This is a genomic window from Paenibacillus sp. OT2-17, assembly GCF_009827695.1.
Taxonomy (GTDB): domain Bacteria; phylum Bacillota; class Bacilli; order Paenibacillales; family Paenibacillaceae; genus Paenibacillus; species Paenibacillus polymyxa_B.
Genome location: NZ_WUDQ01000407.1, coordinates 1 through 3,387, shown reverse-complemented (window position 1 = coordinate 3,387; position 3,387 = coordinate 1). Strand labels below are relative to the sequence as shown.

At 43.9% G+C, this 3,387-nt stretch carries 5 protein-coding genes; 4 read left to right on the top strand and 1 reads right to left on the bottom strand.

Annotated elements, in window-relative coordinates:
• From GRP75_RS22100 to GRP75_RS22085, 4 genes are all read left to right on the top strand, one after another.
• Nucleotides 1-1,200: transcriptional regulator (locus GRP75_RS22100; protein WP_237449140.1), on the top strand; the 1,200-nt coding region annotated here is incomplete at its 5' end.
• Nucleotides 1,201-1,418: 218 nt separating this feature from the next.
• A complete protein-coding gene (locus GRP75_RS22095; protein ID WP_013310005.1) occupies nt 1,419-1,586 on the top strand; it encodes an aspartyl-phosphate phosphatase Spo0E family protein in 168 nt (55 codons plus the stop codon).
• 80 nt (nt 1,587-1,666) lie between these two features.
• The gene (locus GRP75_RS22090) at nt 1,667-1,861 is read left to right on the top strand and encodes a Rha family transcriptional regulator (RefSeq protein ID WP_053326560.1); all 195 of its coding nucleotides are present in this window, start codon (nt 1,667-1,669) and stop codon (nt 1,859-1,861) included.
• Between the two features lie 123 nt (nt 1,862-1,984).
• Entirely contained in the window at nt 1,985-2,359 is a 375-nt protein-coding gene (locus tag GRP75_RS22085) for a DnaJ family domain-containing protein (protein ID WP_069080479.1), read from the top strand.
• Nucleotides 2,360-2,422: 63 nt separating this feature from the next.
• Here the strand turns inward: GRP75_RS22085 and gluQRS are convergent.
• Nucleotides 2,423-3,387 (bottom strand): tRNA glutamyl-Q(34) synthetase GluQRS (gene gluQRS, locus GRP75_RS22080; protein WP_202404256.1); only part of this gene is annotated, 965 nt, incomplete at its 5' end.

Sequence of the window (3,387 nt, the reverse complement as noted above, 5' to 3'; positions counted from 1 at the left end):
GATCTATACATAGAAAATTACATTATTGACCTTTCCCCGAATTTTAGGCGAATCGAGCCATTATTGTATCGTTGTGCGGAGCTGGACAAGCTGGATGCAATCCGTCGAATGGTTGGACATATCATGGATAATCCGCTGTATGCGTCCAGGCTATTTGATGTTGCAGAAGCATTATTTGAACAGGGACGACATGCTGCTGCGCTGCCTCTCTATGAGAATGTCGCAGAAGTGGAGAAATATCAGCATTCTGAACGCTTGGCCACCTGCCAATATCGTATATTCTCAATTCAAGTTGGAGACGACCAAAGCCGTAATCTCAAGGCAGCAACGCTATTTGAACCCTTCGTGGAACGTCTGGATGAAATAGACCAGCTTGATGCGCTTAAAGATTTGGCGAATGTGTATCGATCTTTGCGCTTATGGGACAGGCTTGATGTGACCGCTCGAAAAATGAGAGATAAAGCGGAAATCCAATATACATTAGAGCATCAGCAGAAAAAACGAAAGCCTGCGGAAATTGAAAAGAGGCTGAGCCGTCCATTGTTTGTGTACATTACATATTCTGATTTACTGTGTGCCAGTGTATATGAGGCCAAAGGCGATTATGAGCAGGCATTAGAATATACATACGCCTACGCTAATTTAGATTGGGTCAAAGAGACTGACGAGGATACTCTGCATTGGATTAAACAGTTTCAAGATTGGGCAGAAGGTAATATCTACACCTATAAACTATTATCTGGAGATATAAGTGTACTAAACAATTATGTTGAATATATTGCTGCATCGCCAGATGCTTCTGAAAAAGAAATGGTTACAAAACTGTTGAACATTATGATGGCGGCTAACCGATATCAAGTTGATGTAGATGACATACTTCAGCAGTTCGAAACGGAGATTGATTCGATCACCCAACAGCAATTATCTGCTGATATGTACACTCATCAAGTGGTTCCAGAACAATCAACACGTTTTAAATATGAACTGGCTAAATACTACTTAAATAAAGGTAATTACTCATATGGATTTAAATACTTACTAGACGTTTTATCTAAATCATTAATCATTAACAAAGAAGCCTTTTTCATTAGCTGTATAAGATTATTTGAGCAGTTCAAACAATTTGCAGACTTTAGATTGTGTACAAAGTATGAGAGTTTAGTTAGAGAAGGGCGAAAAGAAAGATTATTTTATTATTAGAAGTAATCAATCATTTCTCAGTGTTGATTCCAAGCTGAATAAATAAAATGTATTTGGATTTGAAGTTTAGCTTGTGGGAGTCTGTTGCATTTTAAATAAACATAAAACGTGAAAAAGTGCCTCTGGAATGCTCCAGAAGCACTTTTTTTGTCGAGCAAATTATCAAAAAATCCAAAAGTTTACGTTTTGTATTAGGATATGACACAGAAGGGGGAATCATGCTGATGAATCCAGGTGTGACTTTACTTCGTGTCGAACGGGCCAGAAAAAGACTGTACCAAGTCCAGAAGAAATACGGATTTTTAACGCATCCCAAAGTGATTGAACAGTCCAAGAAACTGGATGAACTATTGAATCAATACCAAACCTGCAAAATGAAATTTTAGCTAATGTGTGTGCATGACGTGCTTTTGAAGGAAGAATGCGAACCCCAATCCAAATTATACTATGAGAGGTGGTAACGTTGTTGAACAAACGAAATCCTGTAACCCCTTTTGGCTGGAAAATCAAAGAAAAGCTAGTCGAGAGGCAAATGGATCAGAGAACATTTTGTGATACCTACCATATTCCTGCTAGTCGCTTGTCTAATCTCATTCATGGAACACGTAAGGCCAAAAAATATCGAGTACAAGTATGCCAATTGCTTGGGATCGAAGAATAACCCCTCTCTCTTTTATGGAAACAGGACATACTAATGATATGTAAGCTACAGTGGCAAAGGGCTCCAGGTTTCTTTAATATAGATTGTACATAGGATGTTTAATACAAGGAGTGGAAAGGGGCGATGGGGATGTTCTCCAGAATGGCAGAGCAGAAGATTGCTGAGGCGATGGCCAAAGGTGAATTTGATCATTTACCGGGAGCGGGCAAGCCACTGGTGATCGAGGATTTGTCACATGTTCCAGAGGAGCTGCGGATGTCGTACAAGCTGTTGAAGAATGCAGGCATTTTACCGGAAGAGCTTCAATTACAAAAGGAATGTGTCCAGCTACGTGATTTGCTTCACGCTTGTCATGAGGCAGGAGAGCAACAACGGATCAGCCGCAGGCTGACTGAAAAATCACTACGTCTCCGTATGCTGCTGGAGGAAAGAGGGCTGAATACGTCGTCTGTATTTTATGAATATGAGTCCGCTATGCGTAAGCGATTGGAGGAATAGAAGCGAGAGGAGCAAAGGGCGGATGCCCCTGCCCGTACACTTTAATCTCCGTGCTTTACCTCATTACCGTTGCAGTGCAGATAATCTCATGAGGCATTGTTTCGTCAGGATGACAGGTTCTTTGGGCAGTTTGTCCAAATGAAAGTCATCGATTAAATCCACAGCCTTCACAGGCTCAGGTGAATCCAGCAGCCCTGAAAAATAGGCGAGCCAGCCAATGACTGCTTCCGGTGTGACCCCTTGTCGGCGCATAGCTCGGAGTGCTACGCCACCATGTCGTTTGGCCAGCCTTCGCCCATCAGGGCCTAGGACAAGGGGAACGTGTGCAAAACGTGGCGGCTGCAACCCCAAAGCTTGGTACAGCAATAGCTGGCGGGGAGTCGAATCGAGAAGATCATACCCACGTAGTACGTCGGTCATATGCATATCCGCATCATCGACAACGACAGCCAGCTGATAGGAAAACATGCCGTCGGCTCGTTTGACGATAAAATCGCCCCCCTCTGCCGCACCGAAGCTCACATGACCTGCTACCTGATCATGAAACGAAATAACGGCATCTGGATGTTGCGGTACTTTATAGCGAAGTGAAGGGAGTTTATATTGTGCTTTGGCTACGACATCTTGAGAGCTAAGTTTACGACATACCCCCGAATACGCAGGCCCTTCACCAGACAGTCCATGTGGAGCATGGGCGGCGGCCAGAATGTCGGCCCGACTGCAAAAACAAGGATACAGTAAATCTTGCCTCTGTAGTTTCTCCAATGCAGACTGATAGCGTTCCAGCCGTTGGCTTTGAGTGTAGGAACCGTAGGGACCGCCTACGTCGGGTCCTTCGTCCCAATTCAGCCCGATCCAGCGCAAGTCTTCCATAATCCCTTGCGCCAACTGGCTGCGAGCTCGCGTCATATCAATATCTTCCATGCGCAAAATATAGGTTCCGCCCAGGGAACGAACGTGCAGCCAGGATAATAAGGCAGTACGAGCGTTTCCTAAGTGTATCCATCCCGATGGTGTTGGTGCAAATC

What these genes read in the sequence shown, in the direction of transcription:
- GRP75_RS22095 (WP_013310005.1), top strand. Translation starts at nt 1,419, where the DNA reads ATGCTGATGAATCCAGGTGTGACTTTACTTCGTGTCGAACGGGCCAGA.
- GRP75_RS22085 (WP_069080479.1), top strand. Translation starts at nt 1,985, where the DNA reads ATGGGGATGTTCTCCAGAATGGCAGAGCAGAAGATTGCTGAGGCGATG.